This is a genomic window from Streptomyces sp. NPDC002490, from assembly GCF_040296045.1.
Taxonomy (GTDB): Bacteria; Actinomycetota; Actinomycetes; order Streptomycetales; family Streptomycetaceae; genus Streptomyces.
The window spans coordinates 75,977-93,440 of the sequence record NZ_JBEOWM010000028.1 but is presented as its reverse complement, the minus strand read 5'-3'; the positions used below and the strand labels follow the sequence as shown (position 1 = coordinate 93,440).

The window sequence follows — 17,464 nt, the reverse complement described above, 5'->3', positions numbered from 1 at the left end:
CCTGCCGCCCGGCGCCCCGCTTCGCTCCCGTCCCGCCGGCGGGGGGGGGGGGCGCCCCGCCCCCCCCCCCCCGGGGGGGGGGGGGGCGGGCGCCCCCCCCCCCCCCCCGCCCGCGCATCGTATGCGCGGCTCAGAGGGTCTTCGTGGACCCGCCCTGCCGCTCGGCCACCGCTGCGGGCTCCGCCGCCGCGGGGTCGACGTCTCCGGGGCCGGCGGTCGCGGTCCGCTCGGCGCGGCGCAGCAGCGCCGCCGCGAGCATCCCGCCGAGGAACACGGCGGTGGCGCCGACGAGTTGGCTGGTCGCCAGGCCGGAGGCGAAGGCGTCGGTGATCTCCCGCCGTTCGTCCGCCGAGCCGGCGGCGGCGAGGGCCACCGGGAGCGAGGCCGCCGAGACCGAGGCCAGCGCGAAGAACCGGGCGTTGAGCACGGCGCCGAGGACGGCCACGCCGAGCCCGTTGCCGAACTCGGCGAGGGTGCCGTTGATGCCCGCGCCGACCCCCGCCTTCTCCCGCGGGATCGCGCTCATGATGGCGTTGGCCATGGCCGGCATGGCGAGCGCGATGCCGGCGCCCATCACCACGAGCCCGGCGAACACCCCGGCGTAGGTGCCGTCCGCACCGCCGGAGAGCAGCGCGATCATCGCGAGCCCGGCGGCGAGCAGGGACATGCCGGCGGCGATGGTGGCGGGGGTGCCGAGCCGCGGCACCAGCCGGGCGCCGAGTCCGGTGAGGTTGAGCAGCACCACGGTGGCGGCCAGCGGGGCGGTCCGCACCCCCGCCTCCAGCGCCTCGTAGCCGAGGACGAACTGGAGGTGCTGGGTGAGCAGGAAGAGCGAGCCGCCCATGCCGAAGGCCACCAGGATCGCGCCCGCGACGGCCCCCACGAACCGCTGGTTGCGGAAGAAGTGCATGTCGAGCATCGGGTGCGGCACCCGCAGCTCCCACAGCACGAAGCCGGCCATCACCAGCACCCCGACGGTCGCCGGGGCGAGCACCCGGCCGGAGGTCCAGCCGTGTTCCGGGCCGGAGATGATCGCGAAGACCACCCCGGTCATGCCGATGGTCGACAGGACGGCCCCCACCAGGTCCGGCCGGTCGCCCAGCCGGGTCTTGGACTCGGGCACCATCCGGGCCACCGCCCAGAGGCCGATCAGCGCGACGGGGATGTTGATCAGGAAGATCGCGCCCCACCAGAAGTGGTCGAGCATCACCCCGCCGATCAGCGGTCCGGCGGCGAAGCCCAGGGAGTTGACGGTGGACCAGAGCCCGATCGCCTTGACCCGCTCGCTGTCGTCGAATATCTGCACGACGACGGCGAGGGTGGTGGTCATCAGCAGCGCCCCGCCGACGCCCATGCCCGCCCGGGCGGCGATCAGCTGCCCGGAGGTCTGGGAGAGCCCCGCGGCCAGCGACCCGACGCCGAAGACCGCGAGCCCGGCGATCAGCAGCCGTCGGCGCCCGTAGCGGTCGGCGGCGCTGCCCGCGGTGAGCAGCAGACCGGACTGCACCAGCGAGTAGGCGCTGATCATCCACTGGACGTCGGCGGAGGAGGCGTCGAGTTCCCGGGTCAGCGAGGGGATGGCGACGTTGAGCACGGTGTTGTCGAGCAGCACCGTCAGCTGCGCCAGCAGGATGACCCCGAGGATCAGCCACCGCCGGGGGTGCCCCTGGGACAGTGGGGGCGGGGAGTCCATGGCCGTCATCCGGCCTCCTTCTCCAGTGTGTGAGCGAACCTCGTACACTGTAGAAGTGCTCCTGTACGGCGTACAGCGATTTACCGGGAGGCCCCGCTCACACCGGACCCGCCGGGCTTGATCAGGTACCCGGCGCCGCGCCTGGTGTGGATCATCGGCTCGCGGCCGGCGTCGATCTTGCGCCGCAGGTACGAGACGTAGAGCTCGACGACGTTGGCCCGCCCGCCGAAGTCGTAGCTCCACACCCGGTCGAGGATCTGCGCCTTGCTCAGCACCCGGCGCGGGTTGCGCATCAGGTAGCGGAGCAGCTCGAACTCCGTGGCCGTCAGGTGGATCGCCCTCCCGCCCCGGGTCACCTCGTGGCTGTCCTCGTCCAGCACCAGGTCTCCGACGACCAGCAGGGACCCGCCCGCGGCCCCGGCCGCCGGCGCGGTCCGCCGGATCAGCCCGCGCAACCTCCCGACGACGTCCTCCACCCCGAACGGCTTGGTGACGTACTCGTCGCCGCCGGTCGTCAACCCGGCGATCCGGTCCGTCACGCCCCGGCCGGTGAGGAACAGCACCGGAACGCCGGGGCACTCCCGCCGCAGCCGGGCCCGCACCGAGAGGCCGTCCAGATCGGGCAGCGTCACGTCGAGGACGACCGCGTCGGGCCGGAACTCCCGCGCCGTGCGCAGGGCCCCCTGCCCGTCGGCCGCGCTGTGCACGCTCCACCCCTCACAGCGCAGGGAGACCGTCAACAACTCGGTGATGGACGGTTCGTCGTCGACGACGAGCACCCTGACCGGCTGCCCGTCCGCCTCGGCCACCTGCATGCGTTCCTGAATCGCGGTCATGACGGTCACCCTCGGGGCGGGCCCTGAAACCCCCATGTGGGCGGTCTGTGAAATCCCTGAGAATCCGACCTCCACCGTAGAGGTCGACACCGCCGTGGCTGACGTCCGGTGCAAGGAGAGTTCCCTCTTCGCGGAGGGTTGGCGCGCCGCCGAGACCGAGAACCAGGCTTCCGCACGAGCGGACGACGGGGAGGTGCTCCGCAAGGCGAAGACCGCCCGCGCCGAGGTGCGACGGGCGATCCGAGAGGTGCTCGCCGGGCGCTGATTCCCGGGCCGCGGCGCCGCGGGCGACTTCAGAACAATCCGCCCTGCACCGCGGAGACGTCCCGCACCGGCACCGTCACCTCCCCGTCGTCGGCCCCGTCGTCCGCCCGGACCAGCTCCCACCCCGCCATCAACCGGCCGTCCAGCACCACCACCGCTCCCCGACCGTCCCCCAGGTGCAGATCGGGGCCGGCGGCGGCCACCACCGTCCCCCGCACCACCCCGCCCGCCCGCAGTCCGGTCACCACCGCGGCGGCCGGGGCCAGCCCCGCCAGCCCGAACGCCCCGCCGTGGTCCACCACCACGCACTCCGGGGTGCGCCGGAGCGACTCCGGCCAGCCCGGCAAGCCCACCGCGGCCCGGTACGCCTCGCGCACCTGGGCCGCCCGCACCTCCACCCCCGGCAACTCGGCCCGCACCGCCCGCTTGCGGTCGTACGGCACCCGGTCCGGCACCCCCAACGCGGTCCGCACCGCCTCCTCCGCCCGCCGCGCGGCCATCAGCGGCCCGGACCCGAGCCAGGCGAAGGCCACGGCGCCCTGCTCCAACAGCCGCGCCGCGCCCCGGTCGACCCGGGTGATCCCCACCTTCACCATCCCGACCCCGAACCAGGCCAGGTACACCCGGTACGGACGGGGATCGTCCGACAGGGTGTCGGCGGCCACCGAACGCGCCCGGTCCAGCCGGGCGCACTCCTCGCACTGCGCCCGGGTGACCCGCGCTCCCACCTCGGCCCCCGACGCACACCGGGTCAGGCGCCCGCCCCGCGCCACCCCGACGCACCTGCGCACGCCCACCGCCCGGAACCCCAGGCGCTCCCCGAGGAGCAGCGGCCGTTCCCGCGACTCGCCCCGGTCCCCCCGCCATCCGAGCACGGGCACCCCCGCCGCCGCGTCCCAGCGCACCCCGACCGACCACCACGTCGTCATCCTCCCGACGCTACCGCCGGCCACTGACGTTCCGCCGGGCGGCCGGGGCGTCAGTGCCGGGTGGCATGCTGGCGCCCGAACGTCCACCGGGTCGACACCGGCGACCAGTGAGGAGAGCAGAGCGTTGGATGCCGAGTACTACCGGGCCGACAGCCAGGACGGCGACCGCATCGACGACCCCTCCGAGGACGCGCTGTTCATGATGCTCGGCGACCTCGACGAGGCGGAGAACACCTTCCTCCGCGTCCGCCCCGCCCGGGGCGACGGCTGGTCGGTCCGGGTGCGGGTGCCGGCCCCGGGAACGTACGAGGTCGACCGCCGGGACACCGTCCGCGCCGAGCACTCCGTCACCACCTCGACGAGCATCCACGAGATCGCCCACGACCTGACCGTCTGGCTGGCCGGACGCGACCGTCCGGCCTGAGCCCCGGGCGGCACCGACCGCACCGCCCGTCTCGCGCCCCCGGCCGGCTCACCGGCCGGACGGTTCCTCCGCCGGCGAGGGGACCGGGGTCACCGGGTCCGGGGCACCGGCGGACGGCTCCGGTCGCCGGGCACGCAGGGCCAGCACCGTGGCCAGGGCCGCGGCCAGCAGCAGGACCGCGGCCGTGGTGCTGGTGGTGCGGACCGCGTCGACGAAGGCCGTGCGGGCGGCGTCCAGGAGGGCGGAGGCGGCGCCGTCCGGGAGGGCGGAGGCGGCGTCCACGACGCCGCCGAGGGTGTCGCGGGCGGTGGACAGGGCGTCCCCAGGGACCCCGGGGACGTCCTCGGCGAGGCCGGCGCGGTAGGAGGCGGTCAGCACGCTGCCCAGGACGGCGATGCCGAGCGCGGCCCCGAGTTCGTAGCCGGTCTCGGAGACCGCGGAGGCGGCGCCGGCCCGGTCCTCGGGGGCCGCGGACAGGACGGCGTCGTTGCTGAGCGTCTGGATCAGGCCCATGCCGAAGCAGACCAGGGCGAAGCCGGAGGCGGCGAGGACGACCCCGGATGCCACGGGCAGCAGGGCCAACAGGACGAAGCCGCCGGCCATCAGCAGCAGCCCCGTGCCGAGCACCGCCGTCAGCCCGGAGCGGGCGGCGGCGCGGACGGCGACGAAGGAGGCGGCGACGGTGAGCAGCATGCCCGGCAGCAGCACCAGTCCGGCCCGGATCGGCGGGACGTCGAGCACGATCTGGAGGTACTGGGTCAGGAAGAACAGGGCCGCGACCATCACGAAGAGGGTGATCAGGTTGAGCGCCACGCCCACGCTGAAGGTCGGATGGCGGAAGAGGCCCATGTCGAGCATGGGGTCCTCGCGCGAGGTCTGCCGGCGGACGAAGAGGACCCCGCAGACGAGGCCGACGGCGATCAGGGCCAACGGCAGCGGGCCGGGGCCGTGTTCGGCGATCTTCTTGATCCCGTAGACCGCGGGGAGCATCGCTGCGGCCGAGAGCAGCACGCTGACGGGGTCGAGCCGCCCCGGCGCCACCGCCTTCGACTCCGGGACCAGCAGCGGGGCCAGCACCAGGATCAGCACGATGACCGGGACGTTGACGAGGAAGAGGGAACCCCACCAGAAGAATTCGAGCAGGACGCCGCCGAGGACCGGCCCGAGGGCGGAACCGGCGGCCAGGGCCGAGGACCAGACCGCGACGGCGAACGCGCGCTGGGTGGCGTCGGGGAACATCGAGCGGATCAGGGAGAGGGTGGACGGCATCAGGGTGCCGCCCGCGAGGCCGAGCAGGGCCCGCGCCGCGATCATGACCTCGGCGGAGGGGGCGAAGGCGGCGAGGACGGAGGCGATGCCGAATCCGGCGGCGCCGAGCACCAGCAGCCGCCGCCGGCCGATGCGGTCGCCGAGGGCGCCCAGGGTGACCAGCAGCGCGGCCAGCACGAACGAGTAGACGTCGACGATCCACAGCAGTTGCCCGGCGCCGGGGTCCAGGTCCTCGCTCAACCGGGGGACGGCGAACCCGAGGATCGTCATGTCGATGGAGATCAGGAGCACCGGCAGGGTGAGCACGGCGAGGCCGGCCCACTCGCGGGGACCTGCCGGGGGCACCCGTACGTCGTTGGGGGGACTCATCTCTTCCCGTTCTCGTGTGGTCGTGTCGCCCGCCGTCCGGCGCCCCGCCGGGCCCCGGCCCTCAGGAGGCGAGCGAGGTGCCCGCGCGCGAGGCGATCAGCGCCAGCTGCACCCGGTCGCGGGCACCGAGCTTGGCCATCAGCCGGCTGACGTACTTCTTCGCGGTGAGCGGGCTCAGGCTGAGCCACTCGGCGATCTCCCCGTTGGTGTAGCCGCGGCCGATCAACGCGGTGACCTCGCGTTCGCGGGCGCTGAGCCGGGCCGTCAGGGCGGGGCCCTGGCACGCGGCGGCGGTCGGTCGGGGCCCGGCGGCGGAGACGTACTCGGTGATCAGCCGCCGGGCGTGGCGGGGGTCGAGCCAGGAATCGCCGTCGGCCAGGGCGCGGATGGCGGCGCGGACGGCCCTCGGTTCGCTCTCCACGGCGAGGAAGCCGCTGGCGCCCGCGGAGAGCGCGGGCAGGAAGAACTCGTCCTCGTCCTCCGCGTAGTTGCTGTAGGCGAGCACCCGGGTGCGGTGGGGTCCGGGACGGTCGGCGATCCGGGAGATGGCCTCCAGGCCGCCCATGTCGGAGAGCCGGACCTCCAGCAGGGCGATGTCGGGGCTGACGGCGGCGACCAGGGCGACCGCCCCGGCCCCGTTCGCCGCGTCCCCCACGACCACGATGTCCGGGTCCGACGCCAGCAGCAGCGACAAGGCGGCACGCGCGGCGGCACGCGGCTCGGCGATCACGACTCGGATGGACACGCCGCTTTTCCTCCCCCACCAGGACCGTCCGTTCAGGCGGTTGCCTAGCGGATAGTAAAGAGCCCATCACAAACGACTCAACCACGCGTCAAAAAACGACTTGACCACACCGGTTGACCCATGGGTATCAGCCAGATTTCCGGGCCCTTCGGACAGCGTTCACCGACTGCCCCGCGCCATCCACCAGAAACCCACACACGGCTCCGGGCCCGCCCCGTCTCCCCCGCCCGGCCCGCTCCCGCCCTCCCGCGCCGTCCGTCCACTCGGCCCCGATGTCCTCCGGGGTGACCCCCGGGACGCCTCCTGGGGAGGACGGTGTGGGTGACCCGAGCGGGCAACCGCCCGGGAAGTGTCTCCCGTGGTGCCTGGTGGGGCGGGTGCCCGGCTGCCTACCGTGCAGTGCCACGACGAACGGCGCCCCCCGTGCCGCGTACGGCATCCGTCGTACCCGCACGCATCGACCGACCCGCTCCGTGCCTCCCCCCTCCCCCCTTCCCCCCCTTCCCCCTTTCGTGCCCGGTCCCCCCTTCCGCCCCGGTTCCCGGCGGTCCACCGCCGCCCCGGCGCACCCGCACGCCGTCCCGCTCCACCCCACGGCCGCCCCGACCGCGTCCGTGCGCCACCCGGAACGGAGCCCCGAGCCGAGCATGACCGCCGACCCCCTTCCCCGGCGATCGGCGGCGAACCCCGCCCGCCCGCGCCCCCGGCCGGACCGGGACCCGCGCGGTGCCGCCCCGGGCGCCGAACCCGCACCCCTAGGAGACCCCATTGACCAGTGGTGACCCCGAGGACGCACATCAGCAGGTGCTGCGCGAACTGCGCGCGGACCTGGACGCCGTCGACCGGATCCTCCTCAACGCCCTGCTGATGCGGCACCACTGCACCCGCCGCATCGGCGAGATGAAGAAGGGCAACGACATCCCCGTCATGCAGCCGGCCAGGGTGCGGACGGTGCTGGAGAGGGCCACGGAGTTCGCCCTGGAGCACGGCCTGAACCCGCGGGCCCTCCAGGACGTGTACACCACCCTCATCTCCGACGCCTGCCGCGAGGAAGAGGGCCGCTCAGCGCCGCTCGACTCGGCACGGGACCGGATCGCGGTACTGGTCGGAGGTGTGGAGCGCGGTGCGCACCCTTCTGATCGATAACTACGACTCCTTCACCTACAACCTGAACGACCTGATGCACCGCGTGTTCGGGATCGCACCGAAGGTGGTCACCCACGACACGCCGTGGTCGGCGATCGACCTCGACGCCCACGAGGCGGTCGTGCTCTCGCCCGGCCCGGGCCGCCCCCAGCGGAACGCGGACCTCGGGGCGTCGGCGCACGCCCTGGGCCAGACCGGGGTGCCCGTCCTCGGGATCTGCCTGGGCCACCAGGCCATCTCGCACTTCGCGGGGGCCACCGTCGCGCACGCCCCCGAACCCGTCCACGGCCGCACCGCCGAGGTCTTCCACTCCGCCGAGGGCCTCTTCGCCCAGATCCCCTCCCCCTTCACCGTGGTCCGCTACCACTCCCTGGCCGTCACCGAACTGCCCGCGCACCTGGAGCCGACCGCGTGGACCGCCGACGGCGTGGTGATGGCGGTCCGCCACCGCGACGCCCCGCAGTGGGGGGTGCAGTTCCACCCGGAGTCGGTCCTCACCGAGTACGGAGGCGAACTGCTGCACAACTTCCGCGCCCTGGCCACCGCCGCCAACGGCGCCCGGGACCGGTCCGCCGCCCGGCGGACCCCGCGCACCGGACGCCGGGTCGAGGTCCGCGAGCTGCCCCACCACCCCGACGCCGCCGCCCTCTTCACCGGGCTGTACGGGGACTCCGCACACGCCTTCTGGCTCGACAGCTCCCGCGACGACCTGCCGGAGAGCCGCTTCACGATCATGGGCGACGCCTCGGGCCCGCTCGCCGAGCACGCCTCCTACCGCGTGCAGGACGGCACCTGGACCGTCACCGACCGGGCCGGGACCCGCCACGTCGAACAGGGCTTCTTCGAGTACCTCGGGGAGGAGCTGGCGAAGCGGCGGGCCCCGCACCCCGCGGGGCTCCCGTGCGACTTCAACCTCGGCTACGTCGGCGTCCTCGGCTACGAGCTGAAGGCGGAGACCGGGGGCCGGGCCCGACACGTCTCCCCCCGGCCCGACGGGCAGTTGGTCTTCGCCGACCGGGCGGTCGTCATCGACCACCACGAACGGCGCACCCACCTCCTCGCGCTGACCGACCCCGCGGCGACCGACTCCCCGCGGGAGACGGCCGCCTGGTTCGCCCGGACCGCCGAGGCGGTCGCCCGGTGCGCGGAGCCGGGGGCCGGCGCCGCGGCGCCCGCGCCGGCGGACCCGGACGGCAGGCGCACCTTCCGCTTCGACCAGCCCCGGAGCGCCTACCTCGGCTCGATCAAGTCCTGCCTGGACGCCATCACCGAGGGCGAGAGCTACGAGGTCTGCCTGACCAACACCGCCGAATCCGCGCCCGTGGCCGCCCCGCTGCCCACCTACCTGCGGATGCGGGCCACCAGCCCGGTGCCCTTCGGGGCGTACCTGCGCTTCGGGGCGGACACCCTGCTCAGCGCATCGCCGGAACGGTTCCTCCAGGTGCGGCGCGACGGACGCGTCCAGGCCAAGCCCATCAAGGGCACCCGTCCGCGCGGCGGCAACCCGGCCGAGGACGAGGAGATCCGCCGCGAGCTCGCGGCCAACCCCAAGGACCGCGCCGAGAACCTGATGATCGTGGACCTGCTGCGCAACGACCTCAACCGGGTCTGCACCGTCGGCTCGGTGCACGTGCCCAAGCTGTTCGACGTCGAGACCTACTCCCACGTCCACCAGCTCGTCAGCACCGTCGAGGGCCGCGTCGCACACCACCGGTCCGCCGTCGAGTGCGTGCGCGCGGCCTTCCCCGGCGGCTCCATGACCGGCGCGCCCAAGGTCCGCACCATGGAGATCATCGACCAGCTCGAACGCCGGGCCCGCGGCTACTACGCGGGCTCCGTCGGCTGGTTCTCCCTCAGCGGCGCCGCCGACCTCAGCATCGTCATCCGCACCCTGGTCAACAGCCCCGACGCCGCCACCTTCGGGGTCGGCGGGGCGATCGTCTCCCTCTCCGACCCGGCGGACGAGTACGAGGAGACCCTGGTGAAGTCCCGGGTGATGCTCGCCGCCACGGACGCCACGGTGGAGGACGAATGAGCGCCCCCGCCCCGACGACCGGGCCCGAGCGCACCCGGCGGGCCGTGGTCATCGGCCACGGCAACGTGGGCCGGCTCCTCACCGGTCTGCTGGTCTCCGCCGGCTGGCGCACCGTCGCCGCCGACCCCGCGGCCCGGCCCACCGGGACGACGCCGCTGATCCGGGACGACATCGCCACGCCCGGCGCCGAACTGCGGGCCGAACTCGGCGCCGCCGACGCCGTGTTCGTCGCCGTGCCCGAGCAGGCCGCGCTCGCGGCGGTGCCCGTGCTCGCCGGAACGACCGCCCCGACCGCGACCGTGGTGGAGACCCTCTCCCACAAGCACCGCTTCCTGGAGTTGGCGGAGGGCGGACTCGCGCCCCGTCCCGTCCTCAGCCTCAACCCGCTCTTCCACCCCTCCCTCGGCTGGGCGGGCAACGCCGTCACCGCCTCCGTGACCCGCGGCGACGACTGCTGCGCACGGCTGCTGGAGCTCCTCGCGGGCACCGGGGTGCGGGTGGAACGGCTCAGCCACCGCGACCACGACCGGTACGTCACCACCGTGCAGGCGGCCACCCACGCCGCCCTGCTCTCCTTCACCGCCGCACTCGCCCGGCTCGGGCTCGACCCGGCCCTGGTCGCGGCCTGCGCGCCGCCGCCCACCCGGGCGCTGCTGGCCCTCACCGCCCGGGTGCTCTCCGCCGACGTCGAGACCTACTGGGACATCCAGGCGGCCGGCGGGGACGCCGACGCGGCCCGCGCGGCCCTCGGCGAGGCCCTGGCCGCCCTCGGGGCCCGGGCCCGCGCGGACGGCGGGGAGGAGGAGTTCCGCACCCACTTCACCGACCTCGCCGACTGGTACGGCGAGGGCCTCGACGGCGCCGCCGCCGACGCGGCCCGCCTGCTGGGCGCCCTGATCGCCCCGGCACCCCCCGGCACGCCGTGAACCCGGAGCACCCCCGCACCCCCACCCCCCAGGAGGGCGTCATGAACGACCCGACACCGAACCGCATCGCCCGCAGGTCCGCGGCCACCACCGACATGTACGACCGGGCGGTCCGCGCCGGACTCACCGGCCACACCATCTCCGCCCGCTCCGGCAAGTCGGTGCGGCTGGCCGACGGCGAGGAGTACGTGGAGTTCGTCTCCTGCTCCTACTTGGGGCTGGAGGACCATCCCCGGCTCGTCCAGTCGGTGCGCACCGCGCTGGACCTGTACGGCACCCACTTCTCCTCCTCCCGCAACAGCGTGGAGCCCGCCGAGGCACGCCAGTTGGAGGAGTTGCTCGGGGAGGTCTACCCGGGCATGTCGGCGCTGGTGTTCAACTCGGTCTCCAGCGTCCACCTCGGGGTGCTGCCGCTGTTGGGAGCGGGCGTGCTGCCCGGCTACCCGATCGCCGCCCAGGGGCCGCTCTTCGTGATCGAGCGGACCGCGCACGCCTCCATGCAGGCCCTGCGCGGCGTCCTCGAACAGGTCGGACCGGCGGCCCGGTTCCGCATCGAGGACCCGCAGTCGCTGACCGAGGCCCTGGACCTGGCGCGGTCGCAGGGCCGCACCCCGATCGTCCTGGTCGACGGCATCGGCTCGATGGGCGGGCTGATCGACGTCAAGTCGCTGAGCGACGCGGCGGCCGGGCTCGGCGGCTACGTCTACGTCGACGACGCCCACGGCATCTCGATCAGCGGCCCGCGCGGCGCCGGCTACGCCTTCGAGGCGCTCGGCTGCGAGGTCCCGCCCTCGGTGCTGCTGGTCGGCTCGCTGTCCAAGGCGTTCGGCGGCTCGGGCGGCTTCCTGCTGACGCACCGGGCGGAGGACGTGACCGTGCTGCGCCGCGAGGCCAACCCCATGGTCTTCGGCCACTCGAACATGATCACCCACGTCCTCGTCAACACCGAGTCGGCACGGATGCACCTCGACGGGACCGTCGCCGAACTCCAGCGGAAGCTGTGGGAGAACGCGGACCTCTTCGACAAGGCCAACAGCGCCGGCACGCTCGTCAACGCCGGCACCCGCTCGCCGATCCGCGGCCTCGCCATGGAGACCGAGGAGGCCGCCTTCGCGAGCGCGGTGAAGCTGCGGGAGGCGGGCGTCCTCTGCTTCCCCGTCTTCTACCCCGTCGTCGCGCGGGGCACCGGCCTGCTGCGGTTCGCCCTCTCCGCCCACCACACCCCCGAACAGATCCAGTCCGTCGCGGACTGCCTCGCCTCCGTCTGACGCCCGGCCACCACCCCCAGGCGCCCCGGACCCCGGGGCGCCCCAGGCAAAGGAAGACCCTTCGATGAACGACAGCACCCCCCGCTCCACGGGCTTCGACGCGCTCGTCGTCGGCAACGGCTCGCTGGGCTCCTCCCTGGCGGTCGAACTCGCCGGGCGCGGAGCCCGGGTCGCGCTGATCGGCCGCCGCGCCCGCCCCTTCGCCGCCTCCTCGGCGGCCGGGGCCATGCTCGGCTGCTTCGGCGAGGTCACCAGCGCCCTGCTGGAAAACGCCTACGGACAGGTCAAGTTCGCCCTGGACCTGAAGGCGAAGGACGTCTGGGACGACTGGCTGGAGACCATCGCCGACGGCACCGCAGACCCCCGCGACATCCTCACCGCCAAGGGCACCACCGTCATCCTCAACACCGTCGGCACCGGTGCCATCGACAGCGACAACTACGAGGCGATCCGCGCCACGCTGGAGAAGCACGGGGAACCGTACGAGACGGTCGACCCCGAGGACGTCGGCTGGCTGGACCCGGACCCCAACTCCCGTCCCCTGAAGGCCCTGCACATACCCGGCGAGCACGCCGTGGACTCCGGACGGCTGCTGCGCCGACTGGAACGGACCGCGGTGCGGCGCGGGGTGACCCTGGTCGACGCGCAGGCCGTGTCGGTGATCCACGAGGGCGGCACGGTCCGCGGCGTCGTCCTCGACGACGGCGAGCGGCTCACCGCGGACAAGGTCGTCCTCGCCAGCGGCGTCGGCTCGCAGCAACTCGTGGACTCCGTCGACGGACTCGGCGACTGCATCCCCCGCCTGGTCGCCGGCTACGGCGTCGCCGCGACGGTCTCCACCCACGACGGCACCGCCCCCGAGTCCGTGATCCGCACCCCCAACCGGGCCTTCGCCTGCGGCTTGCACGTCGTTCCGCGCGGCATGGCCCGGGTGTACGTCGGCGCCACCAACATCATCAACCCGCGACCGCTGGCCGACCCGGTCATGCGCGACCTGCTCTTCCTGCTGGAGTGCTCGCACCGGCAGGTCCGCCGCGACCTCTGGTCGAGCAGCGTCGCCGGCATCCACGTCGGCAACCGGCCCGTCTCCCTCGACGGCTTCCCGCTGCTCGGCGAGACCCCGCTCTCGGGCCTGTGGATGATGACCGGCACCTACCGCGACGGGCTGTTCCTCTCCCCCCTGCTGGCGCAGGAGTTCGCCCGCCGGCTGTACGGGGACGCCCCCGAGCTGGACCTCGACCCCTTCACGCCCGAGCGCCGCCCCCTGGAGGGCGTCTCCCGCCGGTCCGCGATCGACACCACCGTCGAGCACATGCTCGCCACCGGCTACGAGCACCACTGGCACGTCCCCACCGACTGGCAGGAGTACCTCGGCGCGGACCTGGAGCCGATCTACTCCCGCTGGGCGGACACCATCGACCCCGGGTTCACCCCGCCCCCCGAGCTGATCGCCTCCTCCCGGCTCCACCCCGGGATGGTCGAGTGGCTGCGGACCTACTACGCGAACTGCCGTGACAGGTTCGGCGAGCCCGAACGGGACGCGACGAACACCGTCGGCGCGCAGACCGCGTGGGGCCTGCGGGTCCTCACCGCCGCCCGGGTGTGGGCCCCGCAACAGGACGCACTGGCACTCGCCGCCCACGTCCTCGGCGGGGACGCCGTCCCCGCCGAGACGACGGAGCTGACCGCCGCACAGGTGGACGCCTACCGGACGTTGGTCTCCCGGCGCGCCGACCGCACCCCGCTGGAGTACCTCACCGGCCGGGCCCGGCTGTTCGACCTCGAACTACGCGTCACCGAGGACGTGTTCATCCCCCGGGTGCACTCCGAGGCGATGGTGCTCGACGCCCTCGAACGGGTCGGGGCCGACGCCCCGCGCTGCGTCGACCTGTGCACCGGCTCCGGCGCCATCGCGCTGGCGCTCGGCGCGCACCGCCCCGACGCGACCGTCACCGGCGTCGACGTCTCCGCCGCCGCGGTCGCGTGCGCGACCGGCAACGCGGCCTCGCTCGCCGAACGGGTCCCCGCCGCCGTGGACTTCGTCCGGGGCGACGCGAACGACCCGGCCCTCCTCGCCGAACTCGACGGCACCGTCGACCTGGTCACCGCCAACCCGCCGTACGTCCCCGACCGCCTGGTGATCCCCGCGGAGTGGTCGGTCCACCAGCCCGCCGAGGCGGTCTACTCGGGCTGGGACGGGCTGGCCGTGCTGCGCTCGGTGGTCACCACCGCCGCACGGCTGCTCAAGCCCGGCGGCACCCTGGCGCTGGAGCACTACGACGCGGTCGTGGACCAGGTGTCCGACATCGTCGCCGCCGCCGGGTTCGAGGCCGTCACCAGCCACACCGACCACGACGGCTTCCCCCGCTACGTGATCGCCCGACGCGCCGGGCGATGAACCGACCCCGCCCCGCACCGTCCGTGAACCGTCTGGAGCTCCGCGCATGACCCTGAGCAGGCGCACGATGCTGAAGGGCGGCGCCGTGCTGGGAGGTGCGCCCGCCGTCGAACTCGGCGTGCGCACCTCCCCGGCGCGGGCCGCCGCGCCCGGCATCGCCGTCGACCGGGCCACCAACACGGCCCTGAGCTGCGACCCCGTCTCCGGGACCCTGGTCCACGACGCGGTCAACGCCCTGTGGGCGATGCCGCTGACCGGCGGCACGGCCCGGCGGCTCACCGAGGACGCCGAGGACGCGACCTGGCCGTCGTTCTTCCCCGGCGGCACCGAGGTCGCCTTCCAGTCCTTCCGCGAGGGCGTCTACGACCTGTGCGCGGTCGACCTCGCGACCCGCGCCGTGCGCCGACTCACCTCGGGACCGCAGTACGACGTGGAGCCCGCCGTCTCCCCGGACGGCAGCAGGATCGCCTACGTCTCCGACGCCGGCGACACCAGCGCCGTGTGGCTGCTCGACCCGGCCACCGGACGCACCCGCGCGGTCGTCGGCACCGACGACGACCGCGCGTACCGTTCGCCGACCTGGCACCCGGACGGCGAACGAATCGCCTACGTGGTCGGGGAGACCGTCCTCGAAACCCTCCACCTGCCCAGCGGGCGGCGCACCACGGTGCGCACCGCGCCCGCCGGGCAGGTGCTGCGCGGCGCCGGCTACGGGCCCGGCGGCGCCCTCGCGCACACCGCCGTCGACGGGCCGCGCGCCCGGCTGTACGTCGACGGCCGGCCGCTGACCGACGAGGCGGAGGAACCCGGGCCCTTCCCGCCGGCGTGGGCGTCGGCGACCGAGCTGCTGTACGGCGGCGCGGACGGGACGATCCGCCGGCGCGCCACCACGCCCGGCTCCCCGGCCGGCGAGGTCCCGTTCACCGCGGTGCTCGCCGCCGCCGGGACGGCCCCGGTGCCGTCCCGGCCGGTGACCGCCCCCGAACGGGCCCCGGTGCGGGGCCTGGCGGGGCCGGTGCTGTCGCCGGACGCCTCCACGGTGTGCTTCCGGGCCCTGGGCGCGCTGTGGCTGCACGTCCTCGGCGGGGCCACCACGAAGATCGTCGACGGCGGGGACCCGAGCGATCCGCACTGGTTCCCCGACGGCCGCTCCCTGGTCTACTCCAGCGACCGCGACGGCTCCCCCCAGCTGTGGCGGCACACCGTGGGCGGCGGCCCCGACCAGCGGCTCACGGACCTCGCCGACGGCGCACTGCTGCCGAGCGTCTCCCCCGCGGGCGACCGGATCGCCTTCCAGGACGGCAACGGCGCGCTGCGGCTGTACGACACCGCCGCCCGCACCAGCCGCGAACTGCTTCCCGCGGCGGACCACCCCGGCAAGGCGTCCTGGTCACCGGACGGGACCCGGCTGTCGATGGCGGTGCTGGTCACCGCGTCCGAACGGGAGACCGCGGGCTTCAACCGCGTCCTCACCCTCGACGTCGCCACCGGGACGAGCACCGTCCGGCCGATCGCCCCGCACCGCTCGATCGCCACCCGGGGCCACGACGGGCCGGTCTGGGCACCCGACGGGAAGTCCCTGGTCGTGGTCGCGGAGAGCCTGGTGCACCGGGTGCCCGTCGCCCCCGACGGCACCGTCACCGGACCTCCCGTGCCGCTGTCCGACCGGGTCGCCGACGCGGTCTCCGTCTCCGCCACCGGGCACGTGCTGTTCCTGTCCCTGGGCGAACTCGTGCTGCTGCCCCCCGCACGCCGCCGGCGCACCGCCCGCCACACCGTCCCCTTGGTGTGCGTGCGGCGCCCCGCGGCCCCCCGCACCGTGATCCGTGCCGGGGCGCTCTGGGACGGACGGGCCGAGGGCTACCGCAGGGACGTCGACATCACCGTCGAGAACGGCACCGTGGTCTCCGTGGAACCGGTACGGGCCGGTGCGCCCCGGCCCGACGTCGACGCCGGCACCGCGACGGTGATCCCGGGACTGATCGACGTCCACAACCACTGGCACCTGCGCGGCCGCCAGTGGGGCAGCCGGCAGGGGCCGCTGTGGCTGGCGTACGGGGTCACCACCAGCCGCTCCACCGGCGACCCGGCCTACCGGATGGCCGAGACCCGGGAGGCGATCCACTCGGGCGCCGTCCCCGGCCCCAGGTTCCTCGGCTCGGGCGAACCCCTCGACGGTGCGCGGGTCCGCTTCCCGTTCATGCGGACGGTCACCTCCGAGGCCCAGCTCGACCGCGAACTCCAACGGGTCACCGCACTCGGCTACCACGTGCTGAAGTCGTATCAGCGCCTTCCGGTCCGGCTGGAGCGACGGCTGATCGCACGGCTGCGGCACGCGGGCGTCCCGGCGGTCTCCCACTACCTCTACCCGGCCGCCGCCACCGGCTTCAACGGCATGGAGCACACCGGCGGGGAGAACCGGCTCGGCTACTCCCGCACCCTGAGCTACGCCGGGGGGCGCGCCGCCGAGGACACCGTGCGCCTGCTGAGCGGCTCGGGGATGTACGTCTCCACCACCCTGCTCTTCGCGCACGAACTCTTCCTGGAAGGACGCGACCTGATCGAGGACCGGCGCACCAGGACGCTGTTCCCCGCCGCCGAGTACGCCGCCCTGCTGGCCCGCGCCGAGCACGCCGCCACCCCGGCCGCCGAACTGGACCGGGCGTGGACCGCCGGCGACGTCGACCTGCTGCTGCGGGTGCACCGGGCCGGCGGCACCGTCGTCGCCGGCACCGACGCCCCGCTGGACTTCCCCGGCATCGGCATCCACCAGAACCTGCGCGCCCTGGTCCGGCACGGCTTCTCCGCGGTGGACGCGCTGCGCACGGCCACCGTCAACGCGGCGGTGGCGCTCGGCGCGCAGGGCGTCCTCGGCGTGGTCGCCCCCGGGGCGCGGGCCGACCTCCTCGTGGTCGACGGCGACCCGCTGCGGGACGTACGGGCGGCGGCCCGGGTCCGCGAGGTCTTCACCGACGGCCACCGGCACCCCGTCGAGGAGCTCCTGACCCCCTTCGACCGTCCGCCGACCGGACCCGCCCGCCCCGGCCGACCGGCGGCGGAACACCCGCCCCGCCCCTCCGTCCCCGCCGCTCCCGGCTGCTGCCGACCCCGGCCGACGGCCCCAACACTGGCGTGAAAACGCCTGGTGGGGAGCGCGCGTGG

13 protein-coding genes are annotated in these 17,464 nt (G+C 74.6%); 8 read left to right on the top strand and 5 right to left on the bottom strand.

Annotated elements, in window-relative coordinates:
• Positions 1-130: 130 nt before the first annotated feature.
• Both ABT092_RS19465 and ABT092_RS19460 read right to left on the bottom strand, forming a co-directional pair.
• Positions 131-1,702: an MFS transporter gene (locus tag ABT092_RS19465; RefSeq protein WP_351245417.1), complete on the bottom strand. Its 1,572-nt coding sequence runs from the start codon at positions 1,700-1,702 to the stop codon at positions 131-133.
• A gap of 71 nt (positions 1,703-1,773) precedes the next feature.
• Positions 1,774-2,529: a response regulator transcription factor gene (locus ABT092_RS19460; protein WP_351245415.1), complete on the bottom strand. Its 756-nt coding sequence runs from the start codon at positions 2,527-2,529 to the stop codon at positions 1,774-1,776.
• A gap of 94 nt (positions 2,530-2,623) precedes the next feature.
• Between ABT092_RS19460 and ABT092_RS19455 the strand changes: the two genes are divergently transcribed.
• The gene (locus ABT092_RS19455; RefSeq protein WP_351245413.1) at positions 2,624-2,794 is read left to right on the top strand and encodes a hypothetical protein; all 171 of its coding nucleotides are present in this window, start codon (positions 2,624-2,626) and stop codon (positions 2,792-2,794) included.
• A 28-nt stretch (positions 2,795-2,822) separates the two neighbouring features.
• On the opposite strand, the gene ABT092_RS19450 is transcribed toward ABT092_RS19455, so the two are convergent.
• On the bottom strand, positions 2,823-3,722 hold the full coding sequence (locus tag ABT092_RS19450; RefSeq protein ID WP_351245411.1) for a DUF2797 domain-containing protein: 900 nt from the start codon (positions 3,720-3,722) through the stop codon (positions 2,823-2,825).
• Positions 3,723-3,846: 124 nt separating this feature from the next.
• On the opposite strand from ABT092_RS19450, the gene ABT092_RS19445 reads away from it, so the two are divergent.
• Positions 3,847-4,146: a hypothetical protein gene (locus ABT092_RS19445; protein ID WP_351245409.1), complete on the top strand. Its 300-nt coding sequence runs from the start codon at positions 3,847-3,849 to the stop codon at positions 4,144-4,146.
• Between the two features lie 48 nt (positions 4,147-4,194).
• On the opposite strand, the gene ABT092_RS19440 is transcribed toward ABT092_RS19445, so the two are convergent.
• Together ABT092_RS19440 and ABT092_RS19435 are read right to left on the bottom strand one after the other, a co-directional pair.
• Positions 4,195-5,784 carry an MFS transporter gene (locus ABT092_RS19440; RefSeq protein ID WP_351245407.1) on the bottom strand — a complete coding sequence of 530 codons (1,590 nt, stop codon included), beginning with the start codon at positions 5,782-5,784 and terminating at the stop codon, positions 4,195-4,197.
• 61 nt (positions 5,785-5,845) lie between these two features.
• Positions 5,846-6,529 carry a LuxR C-terminal-related transcriptional regulator gene (locus ABT092_RS19435; RefSeq protein ID WP_351245405.1) on the bottom strand — a complete coding sequence of 228 codons (684 nt, stop codon included), beginning with the start codon at positions 6,527-6,529 and terminating at the stop codon, positions 5,846-5,848.
• Positions 6,530-7,297: 768 nt separating this feature from the next.
• Here ABT092_RS19435 and ABT092_RS19430 point away from each other — a divergent pair.
• The 6 genes from ABT092_RS19430 (at position 7,298) to ABT092_RS19405 (ending at position 17,438) form a co-directional block, all read left to right on the top strand.
• Complete coding sequence (locus tag ABT092_RS19430; protein ID WP_351245403.1) at positions 7,298-7,675, top strand: chorismate mutase; 378 nt, start codon at positions 7,298-7,300, stop codon at positions 7,673-7,675.
• The gene (gene pabB / locus ABT092_RS19425; RefSeq protein ID WP_351245401.1) at positions 7,653-9,710 is read left to right on the top strand and encodes an aminodeoxychorismate synthase component I; all 2,058 of its coding nucleotides are present in this window, start codon (positions 7,653-7,655) and stop codon (positions 9,708-9,710) included. Before ABT092_RS19430 ends, pabB begins: the two co-directional genes overlap by 23 nt.
• Entirely contained in the window at positions 9,707-10,636 is a 930-nt protein-coding gene (locus ABT092_RS19420; protein ID WP_351245399.1) for a prephenate dehydrogenase/arogenate dehydrogenase family protein, read from the top strand. The genes pabB and ABT092_RS19420 overlap by 4 nt, the downstream gene beginning before the upstream one ends.
• Before the next feature lie 41 nt (positions 10,637-10,677).
• Positions 10,678-11,904: an aminotransferase class I/II-fold pyridoxal phosphate-dependent enzyme gene (locus ABT092_RS19415; protein ID WP_351245397.1), complete on the top strand. Its 1,227-nt coding sequence runs from the start codon at positions 10,678-10,680 to the stop codon at positions 11,902-11,904.
• Between the two features lie 64 nt (positions 11,905-11,968).
• Entirely contained in the window at positions 11,969-14,302 is a 2,334-nt protein-coding gene (locus tag ABT092_RS19410) for a HemK family protein methyltransferase (RefSeq protein ID WP_351245395.1), read from the top strand.
• Between the two features lie 46 nt (positions 14,303-14,348).
• Positions 14,349-17,438, top strand: coding sequence for an amidohydrolase family protein (locus tag ABT092_RS19405; RefSeq protein WP_351245393.1), 3,090 nt, complete (start codon positions 14,349-14,351; stop codon positions 17,436-17,438).
• Positions 17,439-17,464: the final 26 nt, after the last annotated feature.

Excerpts from the sequence above, each read along its gene's own strand:
- ABT092_RS19465 (WP_351245417.1), bottom strand. The coding sequence starts at position 1,702 with ATGACGGCCATGGACTCCCCGCCCCCACTGTCCCAGGGGCACCCCCGG.
- ABT092_RS19460 (WP_351245415.1), bottom strand. The coding sequence starts at position 2,529 with ATGACCGCGATTCAGGAACGCATGCAGGTGGCCGAGGCGGACGGGCAG.
- ABT092_RS19450 (WP_351245411.1), bottom strand. The coding sequence starts at position 3,722 with ATGACGACGTGGTGGTCGGTCGGGGTGCGCTGGGACGCGGCGGCGGGG.
- ABT092_RS19440 (WP_351245407.1), bottom strand. The coding sequence starts at position 5,784 with ATGAGTCCCCCCAACGACGTACGGGTGCCCCCGGCAGGTCCCCGCGAG.
- ABT092_RS19420 (WP_351245399.1), top strand. The coding sequence starts at position 9,707 with ATGAGCGCCCCCGCCCCGACGACCGGGCCCGAGCGCACCCGGCGGGCC.
- ABT092_RS19415 (WP_351245397.1), top strand. The coding sequence starts at position 10,678 with ATGAACGACCCGACACCGAACCGCATCGCCCGCAGGTCCGCGGCCACC.
- ABT092_RS19410 (WP_351245395.1), top strand. The coding sequence starts at position 11,969 with ATGAACGACAGCACCCCCCGCTCCACGGGCTTCGACGCGCTCGTCGTC.
- ABT092_RS19405 (WP_351245393.1), top strand. The coding sequence starts at position 14,349 with ATGACCCTGAGCAGGCGCACGATGCTGAAGGGCGGCGCCGTGCTGGGA.